Source organism: Serratia sp. BNK-23 (assembly GCF_047456145.1).
In the GTDB taxonomy this organism is placed as follows: Bacteria; Pseudomonadota; Gammaproteobacteria; order Enterobacterales; family Enterobacteriaceae; genus Serratia; species Serratia nematodiphila.
The window spans coordinates 1439781-1456784 of the sequence record NZ_CP179900.1; the positions used below are offsets into that span (position 1 = coordinate 1439781).

The following is a 17004-nucleotide window of genomic DNA, read 5'->3' on the forward strand; positions in this document are numbered from 1 at the left end:
AGCACGAATGGAGTGGAAATTAGGCGGTATCAATGAGTAAAATCTCAGGTTCGGTGGGGGTTTTCCCTTTCCACCGGTATTCAGTCCCCCGCGTTCTATAAGCACCATCGATAGATCGCATTTTAAAAGGCGATAGAGGTAACGAATCATAAGTAATTTTTTTGCCCTCCACTTATGAGTGGGGTACTGTCATAACAGGCTCCGTCCTTTTCAACGGCGTCTGAGAAACACACCAGGGTAGTAGTTCGTAAATTAGAATTTAAAAAAGTGAAGAATACACTATGACAACTGCAAATCGTCCGATACTTAATCTCGACCTCGATCTGCTAAGAACCTTTGTTGCGGTTGCTGATTTGAATACCTTCGCGGCGGCGGCTGTTGCCGTTTGCCGTACGCAATCAGCCGTCAGCCAACAAATGCAGCGATTAGAGCAACTGGTCGGCAAAGAACTGTTTGCCCGCCATGGGCGCAACAAACTCCTGACTGAGCATGGTATTCAGCTTCTCGGTTATGCCAGGAAGATCCTGCGCTTTAACGACGAAGCCTGTACCTCGCTGATGTACAACAATATTAAAGGTGTTCTGACCATCGGCGCTTCCGACGACACCGCCGATACCATTCTGCCTTTCCTGTTGAACCGCGTGACCGCCATCTATCCGAAGCTGGCCATTGACGTGCGCGTAAAGCGCAGCACGACGATGGTCGATCTGCTGGAAGAGGGTGAGATCGATCTGGCGGTGACCACGGCCGATCCGGCCGGGCACCCGCACATCGTGCTGCGCACGTCGCCGACGCTGTGGTACTGCGCTGCCGATTACCACTATCAGGCCGGCGAACCTATCCCGCTGGTGGTGATGGATGAACCAAGCCCGTTCCGCGCGCTGGCGATCAAACAGTTGGACGAAGCCGGTATCCCGTGGCGTATCGCCTACGTCGCCTCCACGCTGTCTGCGGTGCGGGCGGCCTGTAAGGCCGGTCTGGGTGTGACCGCGCGGCCGATCGAGATGATGAGCCCCGATCTGCGGGTGCTGGGCGCGGTGGAAGGTTTGCCGCCGCTGCCGGATACCCAGTATGCGCTGTGCAAAAACGCGCAGTGCAGCAACGAACTGGCAATGGCCATCTTCAGCGCGATGCAGGGCGGCAATGACGGCTATGGCTTCAACGGCGCGGAAGCCGGTCTCCAGGGCGATCAGGATGATGCCAGCCTGGTGGACGAAGAAGAATAACGCCGCGGCGTGATATCTGATGAAAAACCTCTGCTTCGGCGGAGGTTTTTTTTGGCCGTTTTTTGGCGATTTTTACTGTTATAGGGATTTAATGACGATTTTGTTATGAGTTGGCTGTTTTATTAACTTTTAAGCGTTGCTGAAAAGAGAATTTGACCGGGTTTAAGATGCTGGGTTTATTTTTTGAACAATAAGATTGAATGAGTTAAAGGCATGGTAATGTTAGGGTTATTTTGTTAGCTTATGGCGGCCGTTTTTGCGGCTTAATTTGAGGAAAATTGTTAAAGGGCCACACTTTTTTTGAGGATTTATGCTGAAAACGTGTCCTGGATCAAAAAAATACCCCTAGGTAGTGAGTGGAAGAACAGGGAATTCCTGAGACAATGGTATAGTAAAACTGAAATGTGCATGTTGGTTTATATCTATCTGTTTCTACACAAAAATTAACTGACACGATTTAGCCTGTCCCTGGCGCATCAAATGTTAATCAAATGATACGTATGTAAACTAGTGTGTAGATACTTTTGTCAAAGTTGACAAAAGGTTATAGAAAGGAGTAAAAAGCCCACAGAAAAACGCTGCCTAACTCGCTGTAAAAGCAGTTTGTTTGTGTGGTTATTTATCCTTCCCTTAAATCGATGTGGCGCACTAACTGCCGGTGACAAGAGCAGTGCGATCGACGCCACTTTTGATGAGTAAGCATAGAGTATGTCAACAACCACTGAAGTTATCGCTCATCACTGGGCGCTCGCCGTATTTCTCGTCGTGGCTATCGGGCTTTGCGGCTTAATGCTGCTGGGTGCGTTCTTCTTGGGCGGGAGAGCCCGGGCGCGCGCCAAACACACCCCGTTTGAATCAGGTATCGACTCCGTCGGCACGGCGCGCATGCGCTTGTCCGCCAAGTTCTACCTGGTGGCCATGTTCTTCGTTATTTTCGACGTTGAAGCCTTATACCTGTATGCCTGGTCGGTCTCGATTCGCGAGAGCGGCTGGGTGGGCTTTATCGAAGCCGCCATTTTCATTTTGGTGCTATTGGCCGGTCTGGTTTATCTGGTGCGCATCGGCGCGTTGGATTGGACTCCGGCGCGTTCCCAACGCCGCAGCAAACCAAGCACGATCACTAACACCAACAGTCATCCGCAGTAACAGCGAGGCATTAAGATGGACTATACGCTCACCCGCATAGACCCGAACGGTGAGAACGACCGTTATCCCCTGCAAAAACAGGAGATCGTCGCCGATCCCCTGGAACAACAGGTCCACCGCACGGTTTACATGGGTAAACTCGAACATGCGCTGCATGACATGGTGAACTGGGGGCGTAAAAACTCTATTTGGCCGTATAACTTCGGCCTTTCGTGCTGTTACGTGGAGATGGTGACGTCGTTTACCGCCGTTCACGATGTGGCGCGTTTCGGTGCGGAAGTGTTGCGCGCCTCCCCGCGTCAGGCTGACCTGATGGTGGTGGCCGGCACCTGCTTCACCAAGATGGCCCCGGTCATCCAACGCCTGTACGAGCAGATGCTGGAGCCCAAGTGGGTGATCTCGATGGGCGCCTGCGCCAACTCCGGCGGCATGTACGACATCTATTCCGTGGTGCAGGGCGTGGACAAGTTCCTGCCGGTCGACGTGTACATTCCCGGCTGCCCACCGCGTCCGGAAGCTTACATGCAAGCGCTGATGCTGCTGCAGGAATCTATCGGCAAAGAACGTCGCCCGCTGTCGTGGGTTGTCGGCGATCAGGGCGTTTACCGCGCCAATATGCAGTCTGAAAGAGAGCGTAAACACGGCGAGCGCATCGCGGTGACCAACCTCCGGACGCCTGACGAGATTTAAGACGTTCATTTAACGTCCATCTTAGTGCGCTATTGGTTAACACAGCGAAAAGTGAAACTTGCGGCGAATAACCCTTTAGTGTGGTGAAAAAAAATTATGACAGATTTGACGACGCACGACGCCTTGCCTGCCTGGCAGACCCGAGATCACCTTGACGACCCGGTGATCGGCGAACTGCGCAACCGTTTTGGGCCGGAAGCCTTTACTGTTCAGGCCACCCGCACCGGCATGCCCGTGGTATGGGTTAAACCTGACCAGTTACTGGAAGTAATGACGTTCCTGAGAAAACAGCCGAAGCCGTATGTCATGCTGTTCGATCTGCATGGCGTGGACGAACGTCTTCGCACCCACCGCGACGGCCTGCCCGCTGCGGATTTCTCCGTTTTCTACCATCTGATTTCCATCGAACGCAACCGCGACATCATGCTGAAGGTGGCGCTGTCTGAAAAAGACCTGCACGTGCCGACGGCGACCAAGGTGTTCCCGAACGCCAACTGGTACGAGCGCGAAACCTGGGAAATGTTCGGCATCACCTTCGACGGCCACCCGCACCTGTCGCGCATCATGATGCCGCAGACCTGGGAAGGGCACCCGCTGCGTAAGGACTACCCGGCGCGCGCCACCGAATTCGATCCTTTCGTGCTGACCAAGCAGAAAGAAGATCTGGAGATGGAAGCGCTGACCTTCAAGCCGGAAGACTGGGGCATGAAGCGCGGCACCGAGAACGAAGACTTCATGTTCCTCAACCTCGGCCCGAACCACCCGTCCGCGCACGGTGCGTTCCGCATCATTCTGCAGCTGGACGGCGAAGAGATCGTCGACTGCGTGCCGGATATCGGCTATCACCACCGCGGCGCCGAGAAGATGGGCGAGCGTCAATCCTGGCACAGCTACATTCCGTACACCGACCGCATCGAGTACCTCGGCGGCTGCGTGAACGAAATGCCTTACGTGTTGGCGGTTGAAAAGCTGGCCGGCATCAAGGTGCCTGAGCGCGTCGACACCATCCGCGTGATGCTGTCCGAGCTGTTCCGCATCAACAGCCACCTGCTGTACATCTCCACCTTCATTCAGGACGTCGGCGCGATGACCCCGGTGTTCTTCGCCTTTACCGACCGTCAGAAGATCTACGATCTGGTGGAAGCGATCACCGGCTTCCGTATGCACCCGGCCTGGTTCCGCATCGGCGGCGTCGCGCACGATCTGCCGCGCGGTTGGGATCGCCTGCTGCGTGAATTCCTCGACTGGATGCCGAAGCGTCTGGATTCCTACGTGAAAGCGGCGCTGAAGAACAGCATCCTGAAAGGCCGCTCCATCGGCGTCGCGTCTTATAACGCCAAAGAAGCGCTGGAGTGGGGCGTGACCGGCGCCGGCCTGCGCGCGACCGGCGTTGAGTTCGACGTGCGTAAATGGCGCCCGTACTCCGGCTACGAGAACTTCGACTTCGAAGTGCCGGTCGGCGACGGCACCAGCGACTGCTACACCCGCGTGATGCTAAAGGTGGAAGAGCTGCGCCAGAGCCTGCGCATCCTCGAACAGTGCCTGAACAACATGCCGGAAGGCCCGTTCAAGGCCGATCACCCGCTGACTACGCCGCCGCCGAAAGAGCGCACGCTACAGCACATTGAAACGCTGATCACCCACTTCCTGCAGGTTTCCTGGGGCCCGGTGATGCCAGCCAACGAATCATTCCAGATGATTGAAGCCACCAAAGGGATCAACAGCTACTACCTGACCAGCGACGGCAGCACCATGAGCTACCGCACCCGGGTACGTACGCCGAGCTTTGCGCACCTGCAGCAGATCCCATCGGTCATCCGTGGCAGCCTGGTTTCCGACCTGATCGTCTATCTGGGTAGTATCGATTTTGTAATGTCAGATGTGGACCGCTAACTATGCATGATCAAAAAGACAATCACGCAGTCAATGATGCGCTCGAGCCCATCAACGCAGCCGCTCCTCAGAGCGGCGTTGATGCATTTGTACTGAGCGCGGAAGAACGTGATGCGATCGAGCACGAAAAGCACCATTACGAGGATCCGCGCGCCGCTTCCATCGAGGCACTGAAAATTGTGCAGAAGCAGCGCGGCTGGGTTCCGGACGGTGCGATTTACGCCATCGCGGAAGTGCTGGGCATCCCCGCCAGCGACGTAGAAGGCGTGGCCACGTTCTACAGCCAGATTTTCCGTCAGCCAGTAGGACGTCACGTGATCCGTTATTGTGACAGCGTTGTTTGTCACATCACCGGTTACCAGGGCATTCAGGCCGCTATCGAGAAGAAGTTGAACATCAAGCCGGGTCAAACCACCTTTGATGGCCGCTTCACGCTGTTGCCGACCTGCTGTCTGGGCAACTGCGATAAAGGGCCGACCATGATGATTGATGAGGACACTCACAGTCAGCTGAAGCCTGAAGATATCGAGACGCTACTGGAGCAGTACCAATGACCAAGCACATTGTACGCACTCCCGAAACGCATCCGCTGACCTGGCGTCTGCGCGATGACAAGCAGCCGCTGTGGCTGGACGAATACCGCAGCAAAAACGGCTATGCCGGCGCAGAGAAGGCCCTCAAAGGCCTGGCCCCGGACGAGATCGTCGGCCTGGTGAAAGATTCCGGGCTGAAGGGCCGCGGCGGCGCGGGCTTCTCCACCGGTTTGAAGTGGAGCCTGATGCCGAAGGACGAATCCATGAACATCCGTTACCTGCTGTGTAACGCCGATGAGATGGAGCCGGGCACCTATAAAGACCGCCTGCTGATGGAGCAGCTGCCGCACCTGCTGGTGGAAGGCATGCTGATCTCCGCGTTCGCGCTGAAAGCCTACCGCGGGTACATCTTCCTGCGCGGCGAGTACATCGAAGCGGCGGCGCACCTGCGTCGCGCCATCGCGGAAGCCACCGAAGCCGGCTATCTGGGCAAGAACATTCTCGGCACCGGATTTGATTTCGAGCTGATCGTGCACACCGGCGCCGGCCGTTACATCTGCGGCGAAGAAACCGCGCTGATCAACTCGCTGGAAGGCCGCCGCGCCAACCCGCGTTCCAAGCCGCCATTCCCGGCCAGCGCCGGCGTCTGGGGCAAGCCGACCTGCGTCAATAACGTCGAAACGCTGTGCAACGTGCCGGCCATTTTGGCGAACGGCGTGGAGTGGTACACCGGCATATCCGGCAGTGAAGACAAAGGCACCAAGCTGATGGGCTTCTCCGGCCGGGTGAAAAATCCGGGCGTCTGGGAGCTGCCGTTCGGCACCACCGCGCGCGAGATCCTGGAAGACTACGCCGGCGGCATGCGCGACGGTCTGCGTTTCAAAGCCTGGCAGCCGGGCGGCGCGGGCACCGACTTCCTGACCGTCGATCATCTCGATCTGCCGATGGAATACGGCGCGATCGGTAAAGCCGGCAGCCGTCTCGGCACCGCGCTGGCGATGGCGGTAGACCACGAAATCGGCATGGTGCCGCTGGTGCGCAACCTGGAAGAGTTCTTCGCCCGCGAGTCCTGCGGCTGGTGTACGCCATGCCGCGACGGCCTGCCGTGGAGCGTGAAGATCCTGCGCGCGTTGGAAAACGGCGAAGGGCAGCCGGGGGATATTGAAACCCTCGAACAGCTGTGCCGTTCCCTCGGCCCGGGCAAAACCTTCTGCGCCCACGCGCCAGGTGCCGTAGAGCCACTGCAAAGCGCGATTAAATATTTCCGTGAAGAGTTCGAGGCGGGTATCGCCGTGCAGCACTTCGGCAACGCGCATGCGATTGGCGGCATTCAGCCGAACAATCTGCTGAAGCAGCGCTGGTAAGCCGAACTCGCCCGAACACGGCCAGAATTTTTGATTAACGCCTGCCGCAAGGCAGGCCACTTGGAAGCATGCTGACTATGGCTACGATTCATGTAGACGGCAAAGAGTATGAGGTAGACGGGGCGGACAACCTGCTGCAGGCTTGTCTCTCCCTCGGCCTTGATATTCCTTACTTTTGCTGGCATCCGGCGCTGGGAAGCGTCGGCGCTTGCCGCCAATGTGCGGTAAAGCAATACCAAAACGCGGAAGATACGCGCGGCCGTTTGGTGATGTCCTGTATGACCCCGGCATCCGATGGCACCTTCATCTCCATCGATGACGGCGAAGCGAAGCAGTTCCGTGAAAGCGTGGTCGAGTGGTTGATGACCAACCACCCGCACGATTGCCCGGTCTGTGAGGAAGGCGGTAACTGTCACCTGCAGGATATGACGGTAATGACCGGCCACAGCTTCCGTCGCTACCGCTTCACCAAACGCACCCACAACAACCAGGAGCTGGGGCCGTTTATCTCGCACGAGATGAACCGCTGCATCGCCTGCTACCGCTGCGTGCGTTACTACAAAGACTATGCGGACGGCACCGACTTCGGCGTGTACGGCGCGCACGACAACGTCTACTTCGGTCGCCCGGAAAGCGGCACGCTGGAAAGCGAGTTCTCCGGCAACCTGGTGGAAGTGTGCCCGACCGGCGTTTTCACCGACAAAACGCACTCCGAACGCTACAACCGTAAATGGGACATGCAGTTCGCACCGAGCATTTGCCAGCAGTGCAGCATCGGCTGTAACACCAGCCCGGGCGAGCGCTATGGCGAGCTGCGCCGTATCGAAAACCGTTACAACGGCAGCGTGAACCACTACTTCCTGTGCGACCGAGGCCGTTTCGGTTACGGCTACGTCAACCAGAAAGATCGCCCGCGTCAACCGCAGCAGCTGCGCGGCGACGACTGGATCACCCTGAACGCCGAGCAGGCGATGCAGGGCGCGGCGGACATCCTGCGTCAGGCGAAGAAAACCATCGGCATCGGCTCCCCGCGCGCCAGCCTGGAAAGCAACTTCGCGCTGCGCGAGCTGGTTGGCGCAGAGAACTACTACACCGGTATCGCTCAGGCGGAGCAATCACGTCTGGCGCTGATGCTGAACGTGCTGAAGAACGGCGGCGTTCATACGCCGGCGCTGCGTGAGATCGAAGATTACGACGCGGTGCTGGTGTTGGGCGAAGACCTGACGCAAACCGGCGCGCGCATCGCGCTGTCCGTGCGTCAGGCCGTCAAGGGTAAAGCCCGCGCGATGGCGGCGGCGCAACGCGTGGCCGACTGGCAGATCGCGGCGGTGCAGAATATCGGCCAACACGCCAAGTATCCGTTGTTCACCACCAACGTCGATAACACCCGTCTGGATGACATCGCCGCCTGGAACTACCGCGCGCCGGTAGACGAGCAGGCGCGCTTCGGCTTCGCCATCGCTCACGCGCTGGATAGCGCAGCGCCGGCGGTGAACGATCTGGCTGAAGGCCTGAACAAGAAAGTCGATATCATCGTGCAGGCGCTGACCGGCGCACGCAAACCGCTGATCGTGACCGGCAGCAACGCCGGCAGCGAAGCCATCATCGAAGCGGCGGCCAACATCGCCAAAGCGTTGAAGGGCCGCGGTTCCGATGTCGGCATCACCTTCGTGGCGGGCGCAGCCAACAGCATGGGCCTGGCGATGATCGGCGGCGGTTCGCTCGATCAGGCGCTGGAACAGCTGGCGAGCGGCGCAGCCGACACCGCCATCGTGATGGAAAACGATCTCTATCGCCATGCGCCGGCGGCGCAAGTGGACGCGGCGTTGGCCAAGGTCAATAACCTGATCGTCGCCGACCACCAGCGCACCGCGATCATGGACAAAGCCAATCTGATCCTCTCCTCGGCCAGTTTCGCCGAGAGCGACGGTACGCTGATCAACCAGGAAGGCCGCGCGCAGCGCTTCTTCCAGGTATACGATCCGGCTTACTACGACGACGCCAAGAAGAATCAGTTCACCGTGATGCTGGAAAGCTGGCGCTGGATGCACTCGCTGCACTCCACCTACACCAGCCGCCACGTGGACTGGACCCAGCTCGATGACGTGATCGCCGCTTGCGTCGCCGCGTTGCCGCAGCTGCAGGGCATCGTCGACGCCGCGCCGGACGCGACGTTCCGCATTCGCGGTCAGAAGCTGGCGCGTTCGCCGCACCGTTCCAGCGGCCGTACCGCCATGCGCGCCAACATCAGCGTGCACGAGCCGCGTCAGCCGCAGGATAAAGACACCATGTTCGCCTTCTCGATGGAAGGGAACAACAGCCCGCTGGCCGATCGTCAGCAGATCCCGTTCGCCTGGGCGCCAGGCTGGAACTCACCGCAGGCATGGAACAAGTTCCAGGCCGAAGTGGGCGGCAAACTGCGCCACGGCGATCCGGGCGTGCGCCTGATCGAAGCGGGGGAGGGCAGCCTCGGTTACTTCGACCGCGTGCCTGCCGCGTTCAATCCGGTCGACGGCTGGCGTGTCGCGCCTTATTACCACCTGTTCGGCAGCGATGAAATGTCGCAGCGCTCTCACGTGATCCAGCAGCGTATGCCGGAAGCCTACGTGATGGTCAACCCGGCCGATGCGGCGACGCTTGGCGTTAATGCGGGCAGCCTGGTGGAGTTCAGCTGTGCGGGCCAGACTCTGCGTCTGCCGGTGCGTCTGAGTGAAACCCTGACCCAGGGCCAGGTTGGTTTGCCGCTCGGCTTGCCAGGGATCCCGCCGATCTTGGTGGGTGCTAAGGTAGACAATCTGCGGGAGGCGGCACGATGAGCTGGTTTACCCCTGAGGTGATCGACATCTTGATCGCCATTCTTAAAGCGGTCGTGATCCTGTTGGTGGTCGTGGCGTGCGGGGCATTCATGAGCTTCGGCGAACGCCGCCTGCTCGGCCTGTTCCAGAACCGTTACGGACCGAACCGCGTAGGCTGGGGCGGCTCGCTGCAGCTGGTCGCCGACATGATCAAAATGTTCTTCAAGGAAGACTGGGTGCCGAGATTCTCCGACCGGGTGATCTTCACCCTGGCGCCGATGATCGCCTTTACTTCCCTGTTGCTGGCATTTGCCATCGTGCCGGTCAGCCCGACCTGGGCGGTGTCCGATCTCAACATCGGTATTCTGTTCTTCCTGATGATGGCCGGCCTGGCGGTGTACGCCGTGCTGTTCGCCGGCTGGTCGAGCAACAACAAATACTCGCTGTTGGGCGCGATGCGCGCCTCCGCGCAAACCCTGAGCTACGAAGTGTTCATCGGCCTGTCGCTGATGGGCGTGGTGATGCAGGCGGATTCGTTCAACATGCAGGCCATCGTTGAATCTCAGGCGCACGTCTGGAACGTCATTCCGCAGTTCTTCGGCTTCGTGACCTTCGCGATCGCCGGTGTGGCGGTGTGTCACCGTCACCCGTTTGACCAGCCGGAAGCCGAGCAGGAACTGGCCGACGGTTACCACATCGAATATTCCGGCATGAAGTTCGGTCTGTTCTTCGTGGGGGAATACATCGGTATCGTCACCGTGTCCGCCCTGATTGTGACGTTGTTCTTCGGCGGCTGGCAGGGTCCGTTCCTGCCGCCATTCATCTGGTTCGCGTTGAAAACGGCCTTCTTCATGATGATGTTCATCCTGATCCGCGCCGCGCTGCCGCGTCCGCGTTATGACCAGGTGATGTCCTTCGGCTGGAAAGTGTGCCTGCCGCTGACGCTGCTGAACCTGCTGGCAACCGCCGCGGTCATTTTGTACAACGCTCAATAAGGGGTGAATAAACCATGACATTGAAAGAGTTAGTGGTTGGTTTCGGCACCCAGATGCGCAGCATTTGGATGATTGGCATGCATGCCTTCGCCAAGCGCGAAACCCAGATGTATCCGGAAGAACCGGTGTACCTGCCGCCACGCTACCGCGGCCGCATCGTGCTGACGCGCGATCCGGACGGCGAAGAGCGCTGCGTCGCCTGTAACCTGTGTGCGGTTGCCTGCCCGGTCGGCTGTATCTCGCTGCAAAAGGCAGAACAGAAAGACGGCCGTTGGTATCCGGAGTTCTTCCGCATCAACTTCTCGCGCTGCATCTTCTGCGGCCTGTGCGAAGAGGCTTGCCCGACTACCGCTATCCAGCTGACGCCGGATTTCGAACTGGGCGAGTACAAGCGTCAGGATCTGGTGTACGAAAAAGAAGATCTGTTGATCTCGGGGCCGGGTAAATATCCGGAATATAACTTCTACCGGATGGCCGGTATGGCGATTGACGGCAAAGCCAAAGGCGAAGCCGAAAACGAAGCCAAACCGATCGACGTCAAAGGTCTGTTGCCCTAAGGAGCCAGCAAGCATGGAAATTGCATTTTATCTGGCAGGTTTGATTGCGGTGGCCGCGACGATTCGCGTGATCACCCATACCAACCCTGTGCATGCGCTGCTGTATCTGATCGTCTCGTTATTGGCGATCTCGGCAGTCTTCTTCTCTCTCGGCGCCTACTTTGCCGCCGCATTGGAAATCATCGTTTATGCGGGCGCCATCATGGTGCTGTTCGTGTTCGTTGTGATGATGCTGAACCTCGGCAACGTGCAGCAGCAAGAGCGCGACTGGATGAAACCGACGGTGTGGATCGGGCCTGGCCTGCTGTCACTGGCGCTGCTGGTGGTATTGATCGTTGCGATCCGCAGCGTATCCGATCAGGGCATCAGCGGTGAGATGGTCGACGCGAAGGCGGTGGGCATCAGCCTGTTCGGGCCTTACGTACTGGCGGTTGAGCTGGCTTCAATGCTGCTGTTGGCGGGGCTGGTTGTCGCCTTCCATATCGGCCGCGAGCACAAGCCTGGCGAGGTGCTGAGCAACGCGCCGGTGGGTGGCGAAATGGCGAGAAGAAAATCGGAGGAGCAAGCATGATCCCTCTTCAACACGGCCTGATCCTGGCGGCTATCCTGTTTGTGCTCGGGTTGACCGGGCTGCTGGTGCGCCGCAACCTGCTGTTTATGCTGATCAGCCTGGAAGTGATGATCAACGCTGCGGCGTTGGCGTTTATCGTGGCGGGAAGCTACTGGGGCCAGGCGGACGGGCAGGTGATGTACATCCTGGCGATCAGCCTGGCGGCAGCCGAGGCCAGTATCGGCCTGGCGCTGCTGCTGCAGCTCTACCGTCGTCGTCATACCCTGAATATTGATACTGTCAGTGAGATGCGCGGATGAACCTATTATATTTAACAATTCTGCTACCGCTGATCGGGTTCCTGCTGTTGGCATTTTCCCGCGGTCGCTGGTCTGAGAACACGGCGGCCACCGTCGGCGTGGGCTCTATCGGCCTGGCTGCGCTGGTCACGGTGTATGTGGCGATGGATTTCTTCGCCCAGAAAGCCGCCGGCGTGCAGCTGTTCGAGCAAAGCCTGTGGACCTGGATGGCCGTCGGCAACTTCAATATCGGCGTGACTCTGGTGCTGGACGGCCTGTCGCTGACCATGCTGTCGGTGGTCACCGGCGTCGGCTTCTTCATCCACATGTTCGCTTCCTGGTACATGCGCGGTGAAGAGGGCTATTCGCGCTTCTTCGCCTACACTAACCTGTTTATCGCCAGCATGGTGGTCCTGGTGCTGGCGGACAACCTGCTGCTGATGTATCTGGGTTGGGAAGGCGTGGGCCTGTGCAGCTACCTGTTGATCGGCTTCTACTACAAAGATCCGGCCAACGGCGCGGCGGCGATGAAAGCCTTTATCGTCACCCGCGTGGGCGACGTGTTCCTGGCGTTCGCGCTGTTCATCCTCTACAACGAGCTGGGCACGCTGAACATCCGTGAGCTGATGATCCTGGCGCCGCAGAAACTGGCGGTGGGCGATACGGCCATCACCTGGGCGACGCTGATGTTGCTGGGCGGCGCGGTCGGTAAATCGGCGCAGCTGCCGTTGCAAACCTGGCTGGCGGACGCGATGGCGGGCCCAACCCCGGTTTCTGCACTGATCCACGCGGCAACCATGGTGACCGCAGGCGTCTACCTGATCGCCCGCACGCACGGCCTGTTCCTGATGGCGCCGGAAGTGCTGCACCTGGTGGGCATCGTCGGTGCGGTCACTCTGCTGCTGGCCGGCTTCGCCGCGCTGGTGCAGACCGACATCAAGCGCGTGCTCGCTTACTCCACCATGAGCCAGATCGGTTACATGTTCCTGGCGCTGGGCGTGCAGGCATGGGACGCGGCGATCTTCCACCTGATGACTCACGCGTTCTTCAAGGCGCTGCTGTTCCTGTCGTCCGGTTCGGTGATCCTGGCCTGCCACCACGAGCAAAACATCTTCAAGATGGGCGGCCTGCGCAAGAGCATCCCGCTGGTGTACGTCTGCTTCCTGGTGGGCGGCGCGGCGCTGTCTGCGTTGCCGCTGGTCACGGCCGGCTTCTTCAGTAAGGACGAGATCCTGGCGGGCGCGATGGCCAACGGCCACATCAACCTGATGGTTGCCGGCCTGGTCGGTGCGTTCATGACCTCGCTGTACACCTTCCGTATGATTTTCATCGTGTTCCATGGCGAAGAGAAAATCAAAGCGCATGCCGGTAAAGGCATCACTCACCACCTGCCGCTGCTGGTTCTGCTGGTGCTGTCCACCTTCGTCGGCGCGATGATCGTGCCGCCGTTGCAGGGCGTGCTGCCGGAGACGACCGAGCTGGCGCACGGCAGCGTACTGACGCTGGAAATCACCTCCGGCGTGGTGGCTATCGTCGGCATTCTGCTGGCGGCCGCGCTGTGGCTGGGCAAACGCAGCCTGGTCAACAGCATCGCCAACAGCGCACCGGGGCGTTTCTTCTCGACCTGGTGGTTCCATGCCTGGGGCTTCGACTGGCTGTATGACAAAGTATTCGTCAAGCCGTATCTGGGCATTGCGAAGCTGCTGCAACGCGATCCGCTGAACTCGCTGATGAACCTGCCGGCCGTCTTCTCCCGCTGGGGGAACCGCGGTCTGACGGTGAGCGAGAACGGCCAGGTGCGTTGGTATATAGCGTCTATGGGTGTGGGTGCAGTGGTCGTATTGGCTCTGTTGATTCTGGTTTAATTGAATAATTTAAACAGACGCATTTTTCGGGCGTAGCGCCGGGCAGGCGCTACGTACAAAGTTTGAAATTATTCGTATAAGGGACACAAAACGCCATGCTATTACCTTGGCTAATTCTTATCCCCTTTATCGGCGGTCTGCTGTGCTGGCAGCTTGAGCGCTTCGGTACTAAGGTGCCGCGCTGGATAGCGCTGATCGCAATGGGGCTGACGTTGGCGCTCTCTCTGCAGCTGTGGATGCAGGGCGGCTATACATTGACCACGCCGAAAGGCATTCCGCAGTGGCAGAGCGAATTCCTGCTGCCGTGGATCCCGCGCTTCGGCATCTCCATCCACCTGGCGCTGGACGGTCTGTCACTGCTGATGGTGGTGTTGACCGGTCTGCTGGGCGTGCTGGCGATCCTCTGTTCCTGGCGTGAAATCCAGAAGTATCAGGGCTTCTTCCACCTTAACCTGCTGTGGATCCTGGGCGGCGTTATCGGCGTGTTCCTCGCCATCGACATGTTCCTGTTCTTCTTCTTCTGGGAAATGATGTTGGTGCCGATGTACTTCCTGATCGCGCTGTGGGGCCACAAGGCGTCGGACGGTAAAACCCGCATCACCGCGGCGACCAAGTTCTTCATCTACACCCAGGCCAGCGGTCTGGTGATGCTGATTGCGATCCTGGGCCTGGTGTTCGTGCACTACAACGCCACCGGCGTGTGGACCTTCGATTACGAAGACCTGCTGCAAACGCCGATGTCCCACAACGTGCAATATCTGCTGATGCTGGGCTTCTTCATCGCCTTCGCGGTGAAAATGCCGGTGGTGCCGCTGCACGGCTGGTTGCCGGATGCGCACAGCCAGGCGCCGACCGCAGGTTCCGTCGACCTGGCGGGCATCTTGCTGAAAACCGCGGCCTACGGCCTGCTGCGTTTCAGCCTGCCGCTGTTCCCTGAGGCTTCACACGAGTTCGCGCCAATCGCCATGTGGCTGGGCGTGGTCGGTATCTTCTACGGCGCCTGGATGGCGTTCGCGCAGACCGACATCAAGCGTCTTATCGCTTACACCTCGGTCTCGCACATGGGCTTCGTGCTGATCGCCATCTACACCGGCAGCCAGCTGGCTTACCAGGGCGCCGTGATCCAGATGATCGCGCACGGCCTGTCCGCCGCCGGTATGTTTATCATCTGCGGCCAGCTGTATGAGCGCCTGCACACCCGCGACATGCGTCAGATGGGCGGCCTGTGGGGGCGTATCAAGTTCATCCCTGCGCTGTCGCTGTTCTTCGCCGTGGCTACGCTGGGGATGCCGGGCACCGGTAACTTCGTCGGCGAATTCATGATTCTGTTCGGCAGCTACCAGGTGGTGCCGGTGATCACCGTGATCTCCACCTTCGGTCTGGTGTTCGCTTCGGTTTACTCGCTGATCATGATGCAGCGCGCTTACTACGGTGCGCCTAAGTCAGACCAGCCGCTGCAGGGCATGACCGCGCGCGAACTGTTCATCATTCTGCTGCTGGTGGTGTTGCTGGTTCTGCTGGGGGTTTACCCGCAGCCGATTCTGGATACTTCCAACGCGGCGATGAGCAACGTGCAACACTGGTTTGGTTCGTCAGTTTCAGCAATTTCAACAACAAGGCCGTAATTCGCCATGACAATAACTCCTCAACAACTGATCGCACTGCTGCCGCTGTTGATCGTCGGATTGACGGTGGTGGTTGTGATGCTAGGCATTGCGTGGCGACGCGACCACTTTATCAACGCCACCCTGACCGTGATCGGTCTCAACCTGGCGCTGCTTTCGCTGTACTTTGTCGGCCAGGCAGGCCCAATGGACGTCACCCCGCTGCTGCGGGTTGACGGCTACTCGATGTTCTACACCGGGCTGGTGCTGCTGGCGAGTCTGGCGACCTGCACCTTCGCCTATCCGTGGCTGGTCGGCTATCCGGATAACCGCGAAGAGTTCTACCTGCTGGTGCTGATCGCCGCTCTGGGCGGCATCCTGCTGGCGAGTGCTAACCACCTGGCTTCGCTGTTCATCGGTATCGAGCTTATCTCGCTGCCGCTGTTCGGCCTGGTGGGCTACGCCTATCGCCAGAAGCGCCCGCTGGAAGCCGCCATTAAGTACATGCTGCTGTCCGCCGCCGCGTCGTCGTTCCTGCTGTTCGGCATGGCGCTGCTGTATGCCGAGTCCGGCGATCTGTCGCTGGCCGGCCTTGGCAAGAGCCTGCAGGAAAACATGATGCACCAGCCGCTGATCCTGGCCGGTATGGGCATGATGATCGTCGGTCTGGGCTTCAAGCTGTCGCTGGTGCCGTTCCAACTGTGGACGCCGGACGTGTATCAGGGCGCGCCTGCGCCGGTCTCGACCTTCCTGGCGACCGCCAGCAAGATCGCGATCTTCGCGGTCGTGATGCGTCTGTTCCTGTATGCCCCGGCCGCCGACAACGAAGCGCTGCGCATGGTGTTGTCGATCATCGCGTTCTGCTCCATCTTGTTCGGTAACCTGATGGCTATCAGCCAGACCAACATCAAGCGTCTGCTGGGCTACTCGTCGATCGCTCACCTGGGCTACCTGCTGGTGGCGCTGATTGCGGTGCAAACCCATCAGCTGTCGCTGGAAACCGCCGGCGTTTATCTGGCCGGTTACCTGTTCAGCAGCCTGGGCGCCTTCGGCGTGGTCAGCCTGATGTCCAGCCCATACCGCGGCCCGGATGCGGATTCGCTGTTCTCTTACCGTGGTCTGTTCTGGCACAAGCCAATCTTGTCCGCGGTGATGACGGTGATGATGCTGTCGCTGGCAGGTATCCCGATGACGCTGGGCTTTATCGGTAAGTTCTTCGTGATCGCGATGGGCGTCAGCGCACACCTGTGGTGGCTGACCGGCGCAGTCGTGGTAGGCAGCGCCATCGGTCTGTACTACTACCTGCGCGTGACCGTCAGCCTGTTCCTCAGCGCGCCGGAATCGCTGCAGCGCGACACCCCGAACAACTGGGCGTTGACCGCCGGTGGCGTCGTGGTGCTGATCTCCGCCGCGCTGGTGCTGCTGTTGGGGGTTTATCCGCAGCCGCTGATTTCGCTGGTGCAGATGGCGCAGCCGACGTTCTGATA

Annotated in this window: 14 protein-coding genes; all 14 read left to right on the forward strand. The window is 59.2% G+C overall.

Going from position 1 to position 17004, the window contains the following annotated elements:
• The first annotated feature begins 281 nt into the window (after positions 1–281).
• The 14 genes from lrhA to nuoN all read left to right on the forward strand — a co-directional run bounded on the left by lrhA (position 282) and on the right by nuoN (position 17002).
• Positions 282–1226, forward strand: a complete 945-nt coding sequence (lrhA, locus tag ACMGF9_RS06815) for a transcriptional regulator LrhA (RefSeq protein WP_004936045.1) — start codon at positions 282–284, stop codon at positions 1224–1226.
• 708 nt (positions 1227–1934) lie between these two features.
• A complete protein-coding gene (gene nuoA / locus ACMGF9_RS06820) occupies positions 1935–2372 on the forward strand; it encodes an NADH-quinone oxidoreductase subunit NuoA (protein ID WP_004936040.1) in 438 nt (145 codons plus the stop codon).
• Between the two features lie 15 nt (positions 2373–2387).
• Positions 2388–3062 carry a NuoB/complex I 20 kDa subunit family protein gene (locus ACMGF9_RS06825; RefSeq protein ID WP_004936039.1) on the forward strand — a complete coding sequence of 225 codons (675 nt, stop codon included), beginning with the start codon at positions 2388–2390 and terminating at the stop codon, positions 3060–3062.
• A 96-nt stretch (positions 3063–3158) separates the two neighbouring features.
• A complete protein-coding gene (gene nuoC, locus ACMGF9_RS06830; protein ID WP_004936036.1) occupies positions 3159–4955 on the forward strand; it encodes an NADH-quinone oxidoreductase subunit C/D in 1797 nt (598 codons plus the stop codon).
• A 2-nt stretch (positions 4956–4957) separates the two neighbouring features.
• Complete coding sequence (gene nuoE / locus ACMGF9_RS06835; protein WP_004936034.1) at positions 4958–5509, forward strand: NADH-quinone oxidoreductase subunit NuoE; 552 nt, start codon at positions 4958–4960, stop codon at positions 5507–5509.
• Positions 5506–6852: an NADH-quinone oxidoreductase subunit NuoF gene (gene nuoF, locus ACMGF9_RS06840; RefSeq protein ID WP_414160614.1), complete on the forward strand. Its 1347-nt coding sequence runs from the start codon at positions 5506–5508 to the stop codon at positions 6850–6852. The genes nuoE and nuoF overlap by 4 nt, the downstream gene beginning before the upstream one ends.
• A gap of 77 nt (positions 6853–6929) precedes the next feature.
• Positions 6930–9668 carry an NADH-quinone oxidoreductase subunit NuoG gene (gene nuoG / locus ACMGF9_RS06845; RefSeq protein ID WP_031300541.1) on the forward strand — a complete coding sequence of 913 codons (2739 nt, stop codon included), beginning with the start codon at positions 6930–6932 and terminating at the stop codon, positions 9666–9668.
• Complete coding sequence (nuoH, locus tag ACMGF9_RS06850) at positions 9665–10642, forward strand: NADH-quinone oxidoreductase subunit NuoH (protein WP_004936022.1); 978 nt, start codon at positions 9665–9667, stop codon at positions 10640–10642. Before nuoG ends, nuoH begins: the two co-directional genes overlap by 4 nt.
• A 14-nt stretch (positions 10643–10656) precedes the next feature.
• On the forward strand, positions 10657–11199 hold the full coding sequence (gene nuoI, locus ACMGF9_RS06855) for an NADH-quinone oxidoreductase subunit NuoI (RefSeq protein ID WP_004936019.1): 543 nt from the start codon (positions 10657–10659) through the stop codon (positions 11197–11199).
• Positions 11200–11212: 13 nt separating this feature from the next.
• Positions 11213–11770 (forward strand): NADH-quinone oxidoreductase subunit J, encoded by a 558-nt coding sequence (nuoJ, locus tag ACMGF9_RS06860; protein WP_004936018.1) that lies wholly within the window; start codon positions 11213–11215, stop codon positions 11768–11770.
• Positions 11767–12069: an NADH-quinone oxidoreductase subunit NuoK gene (gene nuoK / locus ACMGF9_RS06865; RefSeq protein ID WP_004936014.1), complete on the forward strand. Its 303-nt coding sequence runs from the start codon at positions 11767–11769 to the stop codon at positions 12067–12069. Before nuoJ ends, nuoK begins: the two co-directional genes overlap by 4 nt.
• Positions 12066–13913 carry an NADH-quinone oxidoreductase subunit L gene (gene nuoL, locus ACMGF9_RS06870; protein WP_015378577.1) on the forward strand — a complete coding sequence of 616 codons (1848 nt, stop codon included), beginning with the start codon at positions 12066–12068 and terminating at the stop codon, positions 13911–13913. Before nuoK ends, nuoL begins: the two co-directional genes overlap by 4 nt.
• Positions 13914–14008: 95 nt before the next feature.
• The gene (nuoM, locus tag ACMGF9_RS06875) at positions 14009–15538 is read left to right on the forward strand and encodes an NADH-quinone oxidoreductase subunit M (RefSeq protein WP_004936002.1); all 1530 of its coding nucleotides are present in this window, start codon (positions 14009–14011) and stop codon (positions 15536–15538) included.
• Between the two features lie 6 nt (positions 15539–15544).
• The gene (gene nuoN / locus ACMGF9_RS06880; RefSeq protein ID WP_004936000.1) at positions 15545–17002 is read left to right on the forward strand and encodes an NADH-quinone oxidoreductase subunit NuoN; all 1458 of its coding nucleotides are present in this window, start codon (positions 15545–15547) and stop codon (positions 17000–17002) included.
• The last annotated feature ends 2 nt before the right edge of the window (positions 17003–17004 follow it).

Bases quoted from the DNA above. Each gene is read 5' to 3' on its own strand.
- lrhA (WP_004936045.1), top strand. From the start codon at position 282: ATGACAACTGCAAATCGTCCGATACTTAATCTCGACCTCGATCTGCTA.
- nuoA (WP_004936040.1), top strand. From the start codon at position 1,935: ATGTCAACAACCACTGAAGTTATCGCTCATCACTGGGCGCTCGCCGTA.
- ACMGF9_RS06825 (WP_004936039.1), top strand. From the start codon at position 2,388: ATGGACTATACGCTCACCCGCATAGACCCGAACGGTGAGAACGACCGT.
- nuoC (WP_004936036.1), top strand. From the start codon at position 3,159: ATGACAGATTTGACGACGCACGACGCCTTGCCTGCCTGGCAGACCCGA.
- nuoE (WP_004936034.1), top strand. From the start codon at position 4,958: ATGCATGATCAAAAAGACAATCACGCAGTCAATGATGCGCTCGAGCCC.
- nuoF (WP_414160614.1), top strand. From the start codon at position 5,506: ATGACCAAGCACATTGTACGCACTCCCGAAACGCATCCGCTGACCTGG.
- nuoG (WP_031300541.1), top strand. From the start codon at position 6,930: ATGGCTACGATTCATGTAGACGGCAAAGAGTATGAGGTAGACGGGGCG.
- nuoH (WP_004936022.1), top strand. From the start codon at position 9,665: ATGAGCTGGTTTACCCCTGAGGTGATCGACATCTTGATCGCCATTCTT.
- nuoI (WP_004936019.1), top strand. From the start codon at position 10,657: ATGACATTGAAAGAGTTAGTGGTTGGTTTCGGCACCCAGATGCGCAGC.
- nuoJ (WP_004936018.1), top strand. From the start codon at position 11,213: ATGGAAATTGCATTTTATCTGGCAGGTTTGATTGCGGTGGCCGCGACG.
- nuoK (WP_004936014.1), top strand. From the start codon at position 11,767: ATGATCCCTCTTCAACACGGCCTGATCCTGGCGGCTATCCTGTTTGTG.
- nuoL (WP_015378577.1), top strand. From the start codon at position 12,066: ATGAACCTATTATATTTAACAATTCTGCTACCGCTGATCGGGTTCCTG.
- nuoM (WP_004936002.1), top strand. From the start codon at position 14,009: ATGCTATTACCTTGGCTAATTCTTATCCCCTTTATCGGCGGTCTGCTG.
- nuoN (WP_004936000.1), top strand. From the start codon at position 15,545: ATGACAATAACTCCTCAACAACTGATCGCACTGCTGCCGCTGTTGATC.